The organism is Methyloversatilis sp. XJ19-13, assembly GCF_024580155.1.
GTDB lineage: Bacteria > Pseudomonadota > Gammaproteobacteria > Burkholderiales > Rhodocyclaceae > Methyloversatilis.
This window is the reverse complement of the sequence record NZ_JANINH010000005.1, coordinates 172,099-187,585: the sequence shown is the minus strand read 5'-3', so window position 1 is coordinate 187,585 and position 15,487 is coordinate 172,099. Positions and strand designations below refer to the sequence as shown.

Annotated in this window: 12 protein-coding genes; 3 read left to right on the top strand and 9 right to left on the bottom strand. The window is 64.0% G+C overall.

Annotated elements, in window-relative coordinates:
* Positions 1–121: 121 nt before the first annotated feature.
* The 9 genes from NMQ14_RS08955 to aceE form a co-directional block, all read right to left on the bottom strand.
* The gene (locus NMQ14_RS08955; RefSeq protein ID WP_257095330.1) at positions 122–1,666 is read right to left on the bottom strand and encodes a ShlB/FhaC/HecB family hemolysin secretion/activation protein; all 1,545 of its coding nucleotides are present in this window, start codon (positions 1,664–1,666) and stop codon (positions 122–124) included.
* Positions 1,667–1,895: 229 nt separating this feature from the next.
* On the bottom strand, positions 1,896–2,597 hold the full coding sequence (gene phoU / locus NMQ14_RS08950) for a phosphate signaling complex protein PhoU (RefSeq protein WP_257095327.1): 702 nt from the start codon (positions 2,595–2,597) through the stop codon (positions 1,896–1,898).
* A gap of 55 nt (positions 2,598–2,652) precedes the next feature.
* A complete protein-coding gene (gene rpiA / locus NMQ14_RS08945) occupies positions 2,653–3,324 on the bottom strand; it encodes a ribose-5-phosphate isomerase RpiA (protein ID WP_257095325.1) in 672 nt (223 codons plus the stop codon).
* A 3-nt stretch (positions 3,325–3,327) separates the two neighbouring features.
* Positions 3,328–4,443, bottom strand: a complete 1,116-nt coding sequence (locus tag NMQ14_RS08940; protein ID WP_257095323.1) for a nucleotidyltransferase family protein — start codon at positions 4,441–4,443, stop codon at positions 3,328–3,330.
* Entirely contained in the window at positions 4,440–5,291 is an 852-nt protein-coding gene (locus NMQ14_RS08935; protein WP_257095506.1) for an HprK-related kinase A, read from the bottom strand. Before NMQ14_RS08935 ends, NMQ14_RS08940 begins: the two co-directional genes overlap by 4 nt.
* Positions 5,292–5,515: 224 nt before the next feature.
* Complete coding sequence (locus tag NMQ14_RS08930; RefSeq protein WP_257095321.1) at positions 5,516–6,292, bottom strand: hypothetical protein; 777 nt, start codon at positions 6,290–6,292, stop codon at positions 5,516–5,518.
* Positions 6,293–6,523: 231 nt separating this feature from the next.
* A complete protein-coding gene (gene lpdA, locus NMQ14_RS08925) occupies positions 6,524–8,329 on the bottom strand; it encodes a dihydrolipoyl dehydrogenase (RefSeq protein WP_257095319.1) in 1,806 nt (601 codons plus the stop codon).
* 10 nt (positions 8,330–8,339) lie between these two features.
* Complete coding sequence (gene aceF / locus NMQ14_RS08920; protein ID WP_257095316.1) at positions 8,340–9,683, bottom strand: dihydrolipoyllysine-residue acetyltransferase; 1,344 nt, start codon at positions 9,681–9,683, stop codon at positions 8,340–8,342.
* 175 nt (positions 9,684–9,858) lie between these two features.
* Positions 9,859–12,534 (bottom strand): pyruvate dehydrogenase (acetyl-transferring), homodimeric type, encoded by a 2,676-nt coding sequence (gene aceE, locus NMQ14_RS08915; protein WP_257095314.1) that lies wholly within the window; start codon positions 12,532–12,534, stop codon positions 9,859–9,861.
* A 383-nt stretch (positions 12,535–12,917) separates the two neighbouring features.
* Here aceE and NMQ14_RS08910 point away from each other — a divergent pair, with 383 nt between their 5' ends.
* From NMQ14_RS08910 to ribD, 3 genes are all read left to right on the top strand, one after another.
* The gene (locus NMQ14_RS08910; protein ID WP_257095312.1) at positions 12,918–13,814 is read left to right on the top strand and encodes a flagellar brake protein; all 897 of its coding nucleotides are present in this window, start codon (positions 12,918–12,920) and stop codon (positions 13,812–13,814) included.
* 86 nt (positions 13,815–13,900) lie between these two features.
* Complete coding sequence (gene nrdR, locus NMQ14_RS08905) at positions 13,901–14,380, top strand: transcriptional regulator NrdR (protein ID WP_257095309.1); 480 nt, start codon at positions 13,901–13,903, stop codon at positions 14,378–14,380.
* The gene (gene ribD, locus NMQ14_RS08900) at positions 14,381–15,475 is read left to right on the top strand and encodes a bifunctional diaminohydroxyphosphoribosylaminopyrimidine deaminase/5-amino-6-(5-phosphoribosylamino)uracil reductase RibD (RefSeq protein ID WP_257095307.1); all 1,095 of its coding nucleotides are present in this window, start codon (positions 14,381–14,383) and stop codon (positions 15,473–15,475) included.
* The last annotated feature ends 12 nt before the right edge of the window (positions 15,476–15,487 follow it).

The window sequence follows — 15,487 nt, the reverse complement described above, 5'->3', positions numbered from 1 at the left end:
CGCTGCTTCAGGTAATCCTGTTCAGGCCCGAGCGGGCCAACGCAAAAATTCCGACTGCATCCCCGCATGTCGTAATGTCTGGAGTGAGCGATACCGTTCCCGCCCCTTGTGATGCTGCCGCCTAGAAACTCAGGCTGAACGACGCATGAACCCGGTGACTGCCGGACGCGTAACGATCTGCGCCGTCGATCAGACGAGCGTAGTCGATCCGCCCCGAGAGCCATGTGGAATAGTTGACGCGCAGGCCCACGCCGGCCGAGAGCACGCCATCCCCTGCAGTTTCCCCAGGCAGCGGATTGACTCTGTAAAGATGTGCAACGTCGCCGAACAGCACGCCGCGCATCACCCAGATGTCCTCCGTCCAGGCCGGTGTATCGAGGTCGGCGCTGATCCGCCAGCCCCGATCGTTGGCCAGCACGCGCTCGCGCAAGCCGCGCACAGACTCGGCTCCGCCAATACCGAACTGTTCGCCGGACACCAACTCATCGCGTGTGTACTGACCCTGGGCCTGCAGCCGCACGCGCCAGTCACGCGGCAACAATTCGAACCACGAAGCGCTGGCGCGCATCACTGCGAAGCGCGCATTGGCACCCGCGCGCAGAGCGTTAAAGTCTGTGTCGCGGCCATGCTCGCCGCCCTGCAGGTTGCGCGCGACGCTGATCTGCACTCCGGCTTCCCGCGTATCGCCGCGCCAGTTGCCGCTCCACGACAGGGAAATCGGGTGCGTGATGACACGCGGCACGAGGTTGCCGGGTGTGTTGTCGAGCAGGAAGCTGCTGTCGAAATCGCGCCAGTCGGCGGCCAGGCTGATGCGCTGGGACAAGTCGCCGATCCGTGGCATGTGCCAGTTGTAGCGCGCCGAGAAGATGCGGCCGCTGCCCGATACCGTGGCAGTCGAGTTCAGCACCTGCACCTGACCGGAACTGACGCTGGAAAAGCCGCCGACCAGATCGATGGAGTTGCCGCTTTCGTAAAGTGGAATGCGGTACCCGAGGCCGACGATGGTCACGTCGGACGGCTGTTCGATCGAGGTCGTGTATTGCAGCGTTGCGACGTGGTCGCGGTTGAACAGGTTGTTGTGCTGCAGACCGACGGAGATGCGGTGAGTGCCGGTCGACGGTGTGCCGCTGTTGTCCACGGTCACGAACCGGCGCAGTGGATTGCTGTCGGTGACCGAAACGGTTGCGGCGATTTCGCCCGGCTTGCGCGCTGAGCGGAACGTCACGTCGGTCTGCTTCGACGCGTTCTCGTTGGCCAGCGCCAACTGGTGCGCGACAGCTTCTGTATTGGGCATGCTGCCTTCCGCCAGGGCGGGCAGGCTGCGCCGGATGTTCTCGTCGCCGTGGTGAGTTGCGCCCTGCAGCGTCAGCGCTTCGAGCTTGGGCTCGAGCACCTCCAGCGTGACCGTACCGCTGCTCAGTTCCTGTTCGGGGATGCTGACCTGCGCCGCGCCGAAGCCGCGCTTGTGGTAAGCGGACTGCAGCGCAGCGCGCGCCGCTTCGATCTCGGCAAACCCGACGGCCTTGCCGACATAGGGCGTCAGCAGCGCATCGATTTCCGGCGTCCGGAACACCGAACCGCCAGCGACCGTGTAGTTTCGTACTTCGAATCGCGGACCGTCAGCGGATTCTTCCGCGCGCAGACCCGCAGAAGCGAGTACGGCCACGCAGACGCCCGCGCATGCAAGTCCCGCCCTGACAATCGACACTGACGACCCCCGTCCATCTTAAGTTCTTGTATCTGGCGGAGTTTAGAGGGTTTGCGGCGGATTTACACCCAGCCGAACAGCCTAGGTTGTCCGGTCATGGGTTTTGCCGTTGCTTCGATGCAAAAGGGAGCGCCTGTCGAGCCGGACTCAAGGTGCGCGGCGCAGCACACACGGCCGGGAAACATGCTCAATCAGCCGCGGCTGCCGCTTCCATGGCAGCCAGCCCGGCATGTCGCACATCGGTTCCCTTGACCATGAACACGACGTACTGCGCCATGTTCTTCGAGTGGTCGCCGATACGCTCGATCGCCTTGGCGATGAACAGCATGTCCAGCCCGCAGGAAATCGTGCGCGGATCTTCCATCATGAAGGTGATGAGCTGGCGCATGATGGATTTGAATTCGGCGTCGACTTCCTTGTCCTGGCGCACGACTTCGGTGGCACTCGCCAGATCATGGCGGGCCAGCGCGTCCAGCGTGCGGCGCAGCATGTCGACCGCCATCGACGCAGCGTGGCGCAACTCGACGCGCGGCACGAAAATGGCGTCGGATTCGAGAATGTGCCGTCCCATCTTGGCAATCTTCTTCGCCTCGTCGCCCACGCGCTCCAGATCGGTGATGGTCTTGACCATCGACATGATCACGCGCAGGTCGCTCGCAGCCGGCTGACGTTTTGCAATCAGCTGATTGCACGCCTCATCCAGCTCGATCTCCATCGCATTGACCCGATTTTCGGTGGCGATGACTTCTTCGAGCAGCGGCAGGTTGCGTTCGATGACGCCGCGCATGGCGTGCTCGATCTGCTGTTCGATCAAACCGCCCATCTGCAGCAAGCCAGTGCGCAGGCCTTCCAGTTCGTGGTCATAGCGCTTGGAAATGTGCTCGCTCATGTCAGTGCGTTCCGGAAGGTGGTTCGAAGATGAGACTGCATGAGAGCCGGAGTGTTCAGCCGCGCAGCGTTTTCACGCCATCGGGCGAGGATATCAGCGCAATGTCCGCTCGGCGACGGGCGAACAGGCCATTGGTCACGGTACCGGTCAGGTGGTCCAGCTCGGTTTCCAGCGCGACGGGATCGGTGATGGAAAGGCCGGATACGTCGATGATGAGGTTGCCATTGTCAGTGATGAAACCTTGGCGCACCTTCGGCACACCGCCCAGACGCAGCAGTTCGCGCGATACCAGCGCAACGGCCATCGGAATTACTTCAACGGGCAGCGGGAAACGTCCCATCACGTCGACGCACTTCGATTCATCGGCGATGCACACGAAGCAGTCGGATGCCGCGGCCACGATCTTCTCGCGCGTCAGCGCGCCGCCCCCACCCTTGATCAGGTGCAGCCCGGGATCGATCTCATCCGCACCGTCAATATAAACCGGGATGCGTCGACCGGAAGTGATCACCTCGTCGAGCGTCAGGACGGTGATGCCGTGACCGCGCAATCGGGAAGCGGAGGCTTCCGAACTGGCGATCGCGCCGGAGATGTTCAAGCCTTCGGACGCCAGCAGATCGATGAAATGGTTGGCGGTCGAGCCGGTGCCGACGCCGAGCAGTTCGCCCGGCGCTACATGGGCCAGTGCCGACCGGGCCACGGCTTTCTTCAGGTCATCGCTGTTCATCGCTCATCTTGCGGTTTCGGATTCGTCCTCATTATCGGTCTTTTTTTTCAGTTTCATGACGGCTTTGCGGCTCAGATGAACCACCAGCAAATGGGCCGGCATACGCAGCCAGTGGCCGCGCAGATACAGCAGGAACCGGCTGACGGGCGTGAGGGCATCCATGGCGCTCTCGTGATGGGGCGACAGCGCACGGGTGAAGAGCGTGTCCAGTACCTTCAGATGGAGAGGGTTCGGGGCTAGGCGCTGCAGTTCGGATGCCGTGGTGATCGGGATGTCGAGCGACAGGATCCGCTGCAGGTAACGGAAGGCAAGAAAGATGGGGCGCGTCAGGCCGACTTCGGCTGCGCGCGCAAGGAGCTTCTGATCGAAGCGGGCGTCGCGGCTGCGGAACTCGGTGACCAACGAGTAGAGGTCGAAAAGATCCCGTAACCCGCTGTGAAACTCGCTTTCAAGAAACAGGTGAGTCGCGCTGTGCAGCACCATGTCCTGCGGTGAGAGTGTCATGAGCCGGCTGTCGGATGCGAGCGGCTCGGCTGCCGCGAGCATCGCCGACGAATCAGCAAGAATTCGCGACGTCAGCGGCGTCAGCGCGTGATGGATATCGAGCGTGGTGCCGCGACGAATGTGCGACATCGGCGGAATCTCATGCATCCATTGCCGGTAGTAGCGTTGGTCGTAGGCGTCACGATGCTGACTGACCCAGCCATCCACCATCAGCCGTGCTTCGACTTCACCCAGCTTTTCGCGTGGCACCAGGATATCGATGTCTGAAAAGGTTCGCCCATGACCGGCCTCGAGACCGCGCAGCACGTAGGCGCCGCCCTTGAGTACCACTATCCGGCCCTCCACGGATTTCAGTGCGTTCAGTATCTGGCGTATTTCATGACCCAGCGACAGATGCTGCTCCGCCACCAGTTGCGCGGCCGAGGCGAGGTGGAGCCACACCCTTTCCGGCACGTGATGCGCATGTCCGCTTCGGGAAACGACATGATGCAGAAGCCCGAGCAACTTGGACTTTCTAGCTTGCACGATGACGATTTCCCACTGCCGCAAGGATAGGTCGGCTGCCCGTGCAGGGGTCACGAGCAACATGCAGAGCGGCAGTTTTATCGGGATCATCGCGTTGCGCGCATGTCGGCGAGCGCATCGAAGCAGGCTATCGCTTCATCGAGCATGCTGTACTCGAACTCGAAACATCCGCTTGCGGCCGCAGTGCTCGACAGCGTGCGGAAGGCCTGCTCGCCGAGTCGATCACTGTTGAACGAGTTGTCGGCAAGCGCAAGCACGGTGCGCGCACGGGTCATCGGTGACAGACGCAGCGTGCTGCCCGCCCGGTACTTCGGAAACGCGATCCAGCCGGGCTGCGCCCTGATGTGTGTGTCCGCGAGTGCAGAAGGCGGTACCTTCATGTGCGCCACATCGCCCTTGTGGGTATCGGCAAAAACAGGCCCGATGACATCGCCGCCCGCATAGTCGCGCATGACGTCGATCGACCGGTTCTTCAGGCTGATCGGGCGCGGAAATGGAATCAGTTCCAGCGTGTCCGGAGTGATCATCGCAAGCTCATCGGACAGCAGCCGCCAGCCGCGCGCAGTCAGGCCGGCGCACAACGTGCTTTTGCCGGAACCCGGCGGGGCGGGAAGGATGAGCGCGAAGCCGTTGCGCTCGACCACCGCGGCATGAATCAATACGCAGCGATGCATGTGCATCGCGATGCACCAGTTGAGACCCCACTCGAAAAGCGGAAAGGCCTGATGTTCCGGCAGCGGCTTGAATGGACGCACGCCATCGAGATCGAACGTAATCTGCGGATGGACAGGTCTGCGCAGAAGTCCCGGCGTGACCAGCCTTACCGAAAAATCACAAAAACCGTCGGCCGGCTCAGGCGGGTTGTCCGCATAGAAAAAGTCGAAAGCACGCCAGAACGCGGGCACATCACACTGCACGCGTACCGAAAAGTTTCCGATTCTGATCTGGGAGTGTTTCAGGGCAACAACCTGCTGCGCGGATAGATGGTCAATCCGCGCAGCTTAACGGCTTGTGACGGCGGTTGCTTATTGCTGCAGCACTTCCACGACAGCGAGTGTGCAATGCGCCGCGTCGTAGACCACGGCTTCCGTTTCGTCGGCAAACCGGGCCACGAGAAGTCCTTCGGTCTCGATGAACTCGACCCGACAAGGCGGATTGTCGATTATCCCCACGTGGTGTTCAGGTAATCCTGGATCTGACCCGCATCAAGTCCTGTCCCCATCAACTGGTATTGACCTGAGGTGCTTGTGCCGCCACCTGTGATTGCATCCCAGATCGCACGAAGCTGGGACATCGTGATCGGGTAGGTTGTCGGGTAGGCCTTTGCGTTCAATACCGCGGCGGCGATGTGGCGGGCAAACTGTCCGATCGGCTGCGGAAAGGCGCTTGAGTTATTGCCGTAGGCGACCAGTTCCCAGAGACTCACTTGTCGGGTTGTGCTGCCGCCAAGACCCGGTATGCCCGTCAGACCTACCGTCGTGCCCAACACGGAAGAGAGTGTTGCGCCGAGCGTACATGCCACAGTCGAGCCACTGACCGAGACCGTGTCGGACACCTTCCACTTCGAGGTCTCCTTGATTTCCGGAAAGGCGGGAGGGTCGGTCCTTGTGTATACCCTCCAGCTGCCATTGACCTTCTTGCAGATCTTCGGAGGCGTAACCACCCAGTCGGTGGTGAAGCGACTGCACTGTTGCCAGAAGCCGGGCGACAGCCCGATCCTGCAGTTTGGCGTCGTTCCGTCGTTCCGGCTAACGTTGCCCGACATCTGGCCGGACAGCGTGCATTGGTAGGGCGTGTCGAACGTCGATTTCGCCTGCCGCGCCATCAGCACGCCGCCTACCCCGAACCCGGCCTTGAGCAGGCTGCGGCGCAGTGCCGTTTCCTGTGGCGTCGGTAACGAAGTCTCGCGAGCGCGATCGATTTCCGAATTATTTTCCATTTGTCCGTTGCCCAATATGTTGTAACCGCCATGCGTGCCGGAGTCTAACGTCAAAGACAGGGCGAGTGCCTGTGCAGAGGATCACGTCACGCTACGGTATCGAGCGGACATCATGCAAGAAACAGGCCGTCAACAGGTGGTGATCCAACACATTGTTTTTAAGTTGTTAATTTAATCTTCGTTCCTTTCCCCCTGGGTTTTGTAAGAAAAGTCGACAAGCCTGCTCCGCGGTCAACGCGTCGATCTGGGCAAATCCGTGCAGCTTCCTTCTGCTACTTCAGCCGCCAGCCCGATGGATTCGCCGAGCGTCGGATGCGGATGGATCGTGTGGCCGATGTCCACCGCATCGGCGCCCATTTCGATCGCCAGCGCGATCTCTCCGATCATGTCGCCGGCCGACACACCCACGATGCCGCCGCCGGCGATGCGACTGGTTTCCGCGTCGAAAATCAACTTGGTGAAGCCCTCGTCGCGGCCATTGGCGATGGCCCGTCCGCTGGCCGCCCAGGGGAACTTGCCGACGGTCACCTTGCGGCCCTGCGCCTTCGCTTCGTCTTCGGTCAGACCGACCCAGGCGACCTCGGGGTCGGTGTAGGCGACCGACGGAATCACCGTGGCGTCGAAATGACGCTTGTGGCCGCCGATGACTTCCGCCGCGACGTGGCCTTCGTGCACCGCCTTGTGGGCCAGCATGGGCTGGCCGACGATGTCGCCGATGGCGTGGATGTGCGCCACGTTGCTGCGCATCTGGCTGTCGACCGGGATGAATCCGCGCTCGTCCACCTGCAGGCCGGCGGCTTCGGCATTAAGCCTGCGTCCGTTCGGCGAGCGGCCGACCGCGACCAGCACACGATCGTAGGTCTGCGGCTCCGACGGCGCCTTCGCGCCCTCGAAGCTCACCTTGATGCCCTCCGCCGTCGCGTCGGCGCCGGTCACCCGCGTGTTCAGCATGACGGCGTCGAAGCGATGGGTGTTCTTCTTCTCCCACACCCTGGCCAGATCGCGGTCGGCGCCCTGCATCAGGCCGCCGGTCATTTCGACCACGTCGATGCGGGCACCCAGCGTCGAATACACGGTGGCCATTTCCAGGCCGATGATGCCGCCTCCGATCACCAGCATGCGCTTCGGTATGTCGGCCAGCAGCAGCGCACCCGTCGAATCGACCACGCGCGGATCCTCCGGCATGAAGGGCAGTTTCACCGCCTGACTGCCGGCGGCGACGATGCAGTGGCCGAACTTCACCATCGACTTCTCTCCGGTCTCCGTCCTGCCGTCACCGGAGGTGAGGGCGACCTCGACATGGTTGGCATCGACGAAGCGGGCGGTGCCGCGCACCACCTTCACCTTGCGTGCCCTGGCCATGCCGGCGAGGCCGCCGGTCAGTTTGCCGACCACCTTGTCCTTCCAGCCGCGCAGGGCGCCGAGGTCCACCTCGCGGGCGCCGAACTTGATGCCGTGTGCGGCCAGCGCTTCGGCCTCGTCGGCCACTGCCGCGACGTGCAGCAGCGCCTTGGACGGGATGCAGCCCACGTTCAGGCACACGCCGCCCAGCGTGGCGTAGCGCTCGACGATGATCACGTCCAGTCCGAGGTCGGCGGCACGGAAGGCCGCCGAATAGCCGCCGGGGCCGCCGCCGATCACGAGAACGGTGCAGCTTTCGTCGACCCTGGCCGGTGCGCTGCCCGTGGCCGGGGCAGGTTCGGCGACCGATCGCGGCGGGGACGCCGCTCCCACAGGGGCTGCTCCAGCGGGAGCCGCTGCCACAGGAGCTGTGCTCGCAGGCACGGTTGCAGCGGACACCGTGGCCTCCATCGTCAGCACGACGCTGCCTTCGGACACGCGGTCGCCGACCTTCACCTGCAGTTCGACGACGCGGCCGGCCTGTGGCGCGGGGATGTCCATCGCGGCCTTGTCGGACTCGAGCGACATCAGCGGCGCGTCGGCCTCTACCGTGTCTCCGGGCTTCACCATGATTTCGATGATCGGCACATCCTTGAAGTCGCCGATGTCGGGGATTTTTACAGTCAGTGTGCTCATGTCGGTCTCCTTACATCAGCACGCGGCGCATGTCGGCCAGCAGCGCCGCGACATGGGCGTTGAAGCGGGTCGCCACTGCGCCGTCGACCACGCGGTGATCGGCGGTCAGCGACAGCGGCAATATCAGGCGCGGCTGGAAGGACGAGCCGTCCCAGACCGGTTTCATCGTGGTGCGGCTGACGCCGAGGATGGCGACTTCCGGTGCGTTGATGATGGGCGCGAATCCGGTGCCGCCGAGACCGCCGACGCTGGAAATGGTGAAGCAGGCGCCCTGCATCTCCGCAGCAGACAGTTTCCCGTCGCGCGCTTTGGCCGCCAGTTCACCGCATTCGGCGGCCAGCTGGGCCACGCCCTTCCTGTCGGCGTCGCGGATGACCGGCACCATCAGCCCGCCCGGTGTGTCGGCGGCGAAGCCGATATGGCAGTACTGTTTCAGGATCAGCGCCGGTTCTTCGGCCTGCAGGTCGATCGAACTGTTGAAGTCGGGAAACTTCTTCAGCGCCGAACACACCGCCTTGATGATGAAGGCGAGCATGGTCAGCTTGACGCCGCCCTTGGCCTGTTCCGCGTTGATCTGCTGACGGAAGGCTTCGAGGTCGGTGACATCGGCATCTTCGTGATAGGTGACCGCCGGAATCATGACCCAGTTGCGCGCCAAGTTGGCCGCGCTCAGTTTGCGGATGCGCGACAGTGGCTTGCGTTCGATGTCGCCGAACTTCGTGAAGTCGACCTTGGGCCAGGGCAGCAAATCCAGCCCGGTACCGCCGCCACTCGTTGCCTGAACGGCGGCCGGCGTCTGCAACGCACCCTTGACGAAGGCGTTGATGTCCTCGCGCATGATCCGGTTCTTCGGTCCGCTTGCCGCGACCCGGGTCAGATCGACCCCCAGTTCGCGGGCGTAGGCGCGCATCGACGGACTGGCGTGTGCCTTGCTGCCGCCGACACCAGGCTGTTGCGCAGCGGCGTTGGCGGCAGCCGGTGCGACACCTCCGGAAGCGGACGGGGTGGGTGCAGCCGGCACGGCGATTGCGCTCGTCATGACCGGGGGTGGCGCAACCGGCAGTGCTGCGACGACGGCCGTCGGTGCGGCCACCGACGCGGTCGTCGCCTCCGGTGCGCCCGCTTCCATCGTGCCGATCGTCGCGCCCTGCGACACGCGGTCGCCGACCTTGACGGTGATCTGGCCGATCACGCCGGCGGCCGGAGCCGGAATGTCCATCGTGGCCTTGTCGGATTCCAGCGTCACCAGCGGTGCGTCGAGTGCGACGCGGTCGCCCGGCTTCACCAGGACTTCGATGACCGGCACATCGGCGAAGTCGCCGATATCAGGTACTTCTATATTGATCGTGCTCATTCATGCCTCGCATTCGGGTGCAACCGCCCTGTACAGGCGGGCAGTGTTCAGGAAAGACGCTACCGCGAAGATGCGCCGAAAAATCCGGGGCATGCAGTCGAGGCCGTGACCTGTCCGCACGAATCGGTGTTCATCGGCGCGTTCCGCGTTCATCTGCGGCAGGCCTGTTCTTCGCTCAGACGTACAGTGGGTTGGGTTTGCTCACGTCCAGCCCGTAACGCGCGATGGCTTCGGCCACCCTTGCACGGTCCAGCGCGCCGTCGTCCGCCAGCGCCTTCAGCGCAGCGACCGTCACCCAGTGCTTGTCCACCTCGAAATGCGCGCGCAGTTCCTCGCGCGTGTCGGAACGCCCGAAACCGTCGGTACCCAACACCACGTAGCGGCGCGGCACAAAGGCGCGGATCTGCTCGGCGAACAGTCGTACGTAGTCGGTCGCGGCGATCACCGGGCCGCGCGTGTCGCGCAGGCAGTGCTCGACGTGCGACATGCGCGGTGCTGCCAGCGGATTGAGCAGATTCCAGCGCGCGCAGTCGGCGCCGTTGCGCGCCAGTTCGGTGAAGCTCGGGCACGACCACAGGTCAGCCTCGACGCCCCAGTCGCTGCGCAGCAGTTCCGCCGCGGCGATCACCTCGCGGAATATGGTGCCGCTGCCGGTCAGCTGCACGCGCGGGCCGTTCGATGCCGCACCGCGGCGGAACAGGTACATGCCCTTCAGGATGTCCGCTTCGGCGCCGTCCGGTAGCGCCGGATGCTCGTAGTTCTCGTTCATCACCGTGAGGTAATAGAACACGTCTTCCTGCTCCGCCATCATGCGACGCAGGCCGTCCTGCACGATGACCGCGACTTCGTACGAGAAGGTCGGGTCATAGCTGATGCAGTTGGGAATGGCGGCTGACCACAGATGCGAGTGGCCGTCTTCATGCTGCAGGCCCTCGCCATTGAGCGTCGTGCGCCCGGCCGTGCCGCCGATCAGGAAGCCGCGCGAACGCTGGTCGCCGGCCGCCCAGATCAGGTCGCCGACGCGCTGGAAGCCGAACATCGAATAGAACAGATAGATCGGGATCGTGGCGACGCCGTGCACCGAGTAGCTGGTCGCGGCGGCGATCCAGTCGCTCATGCCGCCTGCTTCGTTGATGCCTTCCTGCAGGATCTGGCCGGTTTTCGATTCCTTGTAGAACATCAGCTGGTCGGCGTCCTGCGGCACGTACTTCTGGCCCTCCTGGTTCCAGATGCCGATCTGCCGGAACATGCCTTCCATGCCGAAGGTGCGCGACTCGTCCGGCACGATGGGCACCACGCGCTTGCCGACGTGCGGGTCGCGCAGCAGGATGTTCATGATGCGCACGAAAGCCATCGTGGTCGACAGCTCACGTCCGTCGCCGGACGCCTTGAGCAGGGCGTCGAAGGCGGACAGCGGCGGGACCTCGAGCGGCTCGGCCTTCGTGCGGCGGCTCGGCAGGTAGCCGCCGAGCGCCATGCGCCGTTCGCGCATGTATTGCAGCTCCTTCGACCCTTCCTCGAACTTCAGGTAGGGCAGGTTTTCGATGTCGGCATCGCTGATCGGCAGGTCGAAGCGGTCGCGGAAACCGCGCAGTGATTCCAGATCGACCTTCTTCTGCTGGTGCGAAATGTTCTGCGCCTCGCCCGAGCCGCCCATGCCGTAGCCCTTGATGGTCTTGGCCAGGATGACCGTCGGCTGGCCGGTGTGCTTGACCGCCGCGTCATAGGCGGCATACACCTTGTGCGGATCATGGCCGCCGCGGTTCAGGCGGAAGATGTCCTCATTGCTCCAGTTGGCCACCATGGCCGCCAGTTCCGGGTATTTGCCGAAGAATTGCTCGCGTACATAGGCGCCGTCGCGCGCCTTCATGGTCTGGTATTCGCCGTCGACCACCTCCATCATGCGCTGGGCCAGCAGGCCGTTCTTGTCCTGCGCCAGCAGCGGGTCCCAGTAGCCACCCCACAGCAGCTTGATCACATTCCAGCCGGCGCCGCGGAAATCGCCTTCCAGTTCCTGGATGATCTTGCCGTTGCCGCGTACCGGGCCGTCCAGGCGCTGCAGATTGCAATTGACGACGAACACCAGGTTGTCGAGTTTCTCGCGCGCCGCCATGGCGATTTCGCCCAGCGTTTCCGGCTCGTCGGTTTCGCCGTCGCCGATGAAGCACCACACCTTGCGGCCTTCGGTGTTGGCGATGCCGCGGTCCTGCAGATACTTCATGAAACGGGCCTGATAGATGGCCTGCAGCGGCCCGAGCCCCATCGACACCGTCGGAAACTGCCAGAAATCAGGCATCAGCCATGGATGCGGGTAGCTCGACAGGCCTTCGCCGCCGACTTCCTGGCGGTAGTTGTCGAGCTGCGACGCGCTGATGCGATCGAGCAGGAAGGCGCGGGCGTACACGCCAGGCGCCGAATGGCCCTGGAAGTAAATGAGGTCGCCGCCGTGGGTCGGGCTCGGCGCGTGCCAGAACCAGTTGAAACCCACGTCATACAATGTCGCGCTCGACGCGAAGCTGGCGATGTGCCCCCCCACATTGGTGTCCTTGTTGGCGCGCAGCACCATCGCCATCGCATTCCAGCGGATGTAGTTGCGGATGCGGTGCTCGATCTCGTGATCGCCGGGTGCGGGCAGCTGCTTGCCGGCCGGGATGGAGTTGATGTAAGCCGTGGTCGCCGAATACGGCAGGTTGATGCCAGCGCGTCGCGCCTGCTCGGTCAGCCGTTCGATAAGGTAGTGCGCGCGTTGTTCGCCCGCGTGCTCGATCACGCCTTCAAGCGCGTCCAGCCATTCCTGGGTTTCGACGGCGTCCGGATCCGAGACCAGCAGGGGGTGGGGTAGTGCAGACACAGGACTTCTCCTCTTGTTTGATCGACCGTTCGATCAAATGCACCGCCGATGCACAACCCGACCGGGGCATGGAGCCCGTCCGGGGTGGTCAGCGTGCCGGGCGAAGAGAGGCTCGTCCGCGGCGCCTGTCCGTCTGCGCATGGGTGATGCAAGTGTCGACAGCTCTGAAGCGGCAGCGGGTAGCTGCCAGGGCAGCGCCGTACGCAGGGATCGCCCGCGTCGGCGTGACCGCATTATGGGACACGCCCGGGACCGGCGACCAGTCGTGGATAACCGAAACGCCACATCGGTGCTCAAGGCACGTCGGGAATGTTTCCCGGTGACATCAAGTTTTGCTGCGAGGTGTCGATAGGTTTGCAGACCATCCATTTCCGGAGTGACAGATGATTCCTGTTCGAAAGTCGGACGTCGCAATAGGCAAACCACTGCCGTACTCACTGTATGACCAGAACAACAAGTTGTTGCTGAAGGCCGGTGTGATGGTGCAGACGCAGAACCAGCTTGATGTGCTGAGCGAACGCGGGCTTTACCGGGACACGGTCAGCACCAGCCTGCCGTCGGTCACCGCGCGTGCGGGTCAGGAAAACGAGGTCAGACGCGATGGCGACAAATCCGGTGTGCAAATCGAACTGGAAGAGATCCGTCTGCAGATCGGCGACATCTTCCAGCTTCAGGGTACGGGCGACGACGGGCAGCGCTACACCGTCCGGCTGCTCGGTTACTCCAAGGGCCGCAGTGTCATGGTGACTGCGCCGATGATCGAAGGCAGCTATGCGATCGTCAAGCAGGACGCCGCGTTTGTCGTCCGCATGTTTTCGGGCAAGAGCGTGTATGCCTTTCCGGCGCATGTGCTGAAGATGGCGAACACCCCCTTCCCCTACCTGCACCTGAGCTATCCGAAGAAGGTCAGCGGCATGCGCGTGCGCCAGGCGCAGCGCGCGGCGGTCCGGATCATTGCCTCGGTGACCGACGCAGCCGGCGCGGCGCACGCAGCGACGCTGATCGACATCAGCAAGGGCGGCGCGCTGCTGGCCGGCAAGTCAGCGCTGGGCGCACCCGGCAGCGCATTCACCTGCAAATTCCGGCTGCAGTTCGACGACATCGACCAGTTCGTGCAGGTGGGCGGCGTCATACGTTCGGTCACGCACGCCAGTGACCCGGAAGGCGAGCAGGCCATCCTGAATCATGGCGTTGAATTCACCGATATACCGGAGCAGGACCGGCTGGCGCTGACGGCTTTTGTCTACAACAGGATCATCGCGCTCAGCGAAGGCGGCTGATCAGTGGGATCGTGATGGCTCCGTGCGGGATGCCGTAGCGTCCTGCTAGGCGTACCATCGCCGCGGATCAAGCCCGGAGCGCCCCGATGAAATGTCCCTTCTGCAGTTCGCCCGACACCCAGGTCGTCGAAACCCGTGAAAGCGAGGATGGCGACATCATCCGCCGCCGCCGACGTTGTGCGGCGTGCGACAAGCGCTTCACGACCTACGAGCGGGTCGACCTGAAAATGCCGCAGGTGGTGAAGAAGGACGGCCGGCGTGCCGACTACGACCGCGAAAAGCTGCGCGCCAGCATGATGCTGGCGCTGCGCAAGCGTCCCGTCACGACCGAATCGGTCGACATGGCGATGGACCGCATCGAGGAGCGCCTGCTCACCATGGGTGTGCGCGAACTGGCGACCGACCGGTTGGGTGAGCTGGTGATGCGCGAGCTGAAGAAGCTCGACAAGATCGGCTACATCCGTTTTGCCAGCGTGTATCGCAATTTCGAAGACGTCGACGAGTTCTCCGAAGTGGTGCGCGAAGTCACCAAACCGACACGCGCGCCGCGCAAGGCGGCCAGCTGAATGATGGGCGACGCTTTTCACATGGCGCGCGCGCTGAAGCTGGCGGCGCGGGGACTGAACACGACGACGCCCAACCCGCGCGTCGGCTGCGTCATTGTGCGCGACGGACAGGTTGTCGGCGAGGGCTGGCACGTCAGGGCGGGTCAGCCGCACGCCGAAGCGCATGCGCTGCAAGCCGCCGGCGATGCGGCGCGCGGCGCCACCGCGTATGTGACGCTCGAACCGTGCAGTCACCACGGCCGCACGCCACCGTGCGCCGACGCGCTGGTCCGGGCCGGTGTGGCGCGCGTTGTGGCCGCCATGCAGGACCCGAACCCGCTGGTCTCCGGCCAGGGGCTGGCAAGGCTGGCCGCGGCCGGCATCGCGACCACCTGCGGCGTGCTGGAGCAGGAAGCGCATGAACTCAATATCGGCTTCGTGTCGCGCATGACGCGCGGTCGACCCTGGGTCAGGCTGAAAACCGCATCGACGCTGGACGGCGTAACGGCGCTCGACAACGGCGTCAGCCAGTGGATCACCGGCCGGGCGGCGCGCCGCGACGGTCACCGCTGGCGCGCGCGCGCCTGTGCCGTGCTGTCCGGCATCGGCACCGTGCAGGAGGACAACCCGTCACTGACCGTACGCGAGGTGCCCGTGGAGCGCCAGCCGCTGCGCGTCATCGTCGATGCCCGGCTGGCGCTGTCACCCGCTGCGAAGCTGTTCGCCGACATCGACCGCGCACCGGTGCTGGTGGCGTGCGCATCGGACGATGTGCCGAACGCCCGCGCGCTGCGCGACGCCGGTGCCGAGTTGCTGGTGCTGCCGAACGACGGCGGCAAGGTCGACCTGCCGGCATTGCTGCAGGCGCTCGGCGCGCGTGGCATCAACGAGCTGCACGCCGAATCCGGTCACAAGCTCAATGGTTCGCTGCTGCGCGAAGGCTGCGTCGATGAATTGCTGATGTATGTCGCGCCGACCGTGCTCGGCCGCGGCATGGGCCTGTTCAACCTCGGGCCGTTCGACACGCTGGATCAACGGGTCGATGTCGATATCCGCGACATCCGGGCCGTGGGGCGTGACTGGCGCGTACTGGCGCGGTTGCGGGAATCGCCGTAGACGCAGTGTGTG